The following is a 1,279-nucleotide window of genomic DNA, read 5'->3' on the forward strand; positions in this document are numbered from 1 at the left end:
ATCTTTTTGGTAAAAATATTAATTATTTTACTAAACTTAAATTTTGTAATTTTAGTATCTACTTTTTTTCTTTTCCTGCTTTAAATTACTCTAATTGATAAATTTATTAAAATATGCTGGAAATTTTTAAAAAATATGGTAAAATAATAATACGATTCAAAAATTATTTATTTTAGGAGGAAAACAGATGAAAAAAATTATGAGAGGTGTACTATTATTTGGTATGTTAGGAGGGATGCTTTTATCTTGCGGAAATAAAAAAAGTAATGATTCTCAAGAACAAAAAAAGGATTCCAAAGTTAATGAAAAGGTTTATAAGATTGGATTGTCACAGATTGTAGATCATCCAGCATTAAATGCAGCAAAGCAGGGTTTTAAAGATGCATTAGCAAAAGCCGGAGTAAAGGCTGATTATGATGATAAAATTGCAAATAATGACATGAGTAATCAGACTCTAATTATGCAGCAATTTGCAGCAGACAAAAAAGATTTGGTATTTGCAATTACAACACCAACTGCACAAGCAGCTAAAAATCAGATTGGAAAAGAAACACCAGTTATATTTGGTTCAGTTACAGATCCAAAAAGTGCAGGACTAGTAGGAATTCCTAATGTTACAGGAACAAGTGGCGCAGCCCCAATTACAGAAAATTTAAAATTAATGAGAGAATTATTACCAGAAGCGAAAAAAATAGGAATCATTTATAATTCGTCTGAACAAAATTCAGTTTCTGAAGTAAATAATTTAAAAAAACTGGCAGGAGAGTATGGATTCACAGTAGTAGAAAAAGCTGTTACAAATGGTACAGAAATGGTTGCCGCAGCAAATCTTATTTCAAAGAATATTGATATATATTATGCTATTCAAGATAATACAGTAGCATCATATTTTGCAGCAATACTTGATGTTTTTAACAATGCAAAAGTTCCGATCCTAGCTACAAATGACGTTTACTCGAATGCAGGAGGGCTAATTTCACAAGGAACTACCGACTACAATATCGGTTACCGTTCTGGAGAAATAGCAGCAGAAATTTTACTAAAAGGCAAAAAACCAAGTGAAATTCCAATAGAAACAGTTAAAAATTTACAAATTGAAATTAATAAGCAAAACATGCAGTTATTAGGAATAAAAATACCAGAAAGCATTTTAAAACAAGCTAAAATGGTAGAAACTAAAAAAAATTAACAGTTTTGCTTAATAGCTGTATAAATTTAGAAATATAACAAAATAAATATTACATGTAAAAAGATAAGGATTATTAAATTTCCGAACAAG

At 28.9% G+C, this 1,279-nt stretch carries 1 protein-coding gene; it reads left to right on the forward strand.

The genetic code is table 11. The features are described 5' to 3' along the window. Nucleotides 1-187: 187 nt before the first annotated feature. On the forward strand, nucleotides 188-1,189 hold the full coding sequence (locus Q0370_RS07240; RefSeq protein ID WP_299574001.1) for an ABC transporter substrate-binding protein: 1,002 nt from the start codon (nucleotides 188-190) through the stop codon (nucleotides 1,187-1,189). The last annotated feature ends 90 nt before the right edge of the window (nucleotides 1,190-1,279 follow it).

Origin of the sequence: uncultured Leptotrichia sp. (assembly GCF_938036635.1) — a bacterium.
Classification (GTDB): Bacteria; Fusobacteriota; Fusobacteriia; order Fusobacteriales; family Leptotrichiaceae; genus Leptotrichia; species Leptotrichia hongkongensis.

Excerpts from the sequence above, each read along its gene's own strand:
- Q0370_RS07240 (WP_299574001.1), top strand. The coding sequence starts at position 188 with ATGAAAAAAATTATGAGAGGTGTACTATTATTTGGTATGTTAGGAGGG.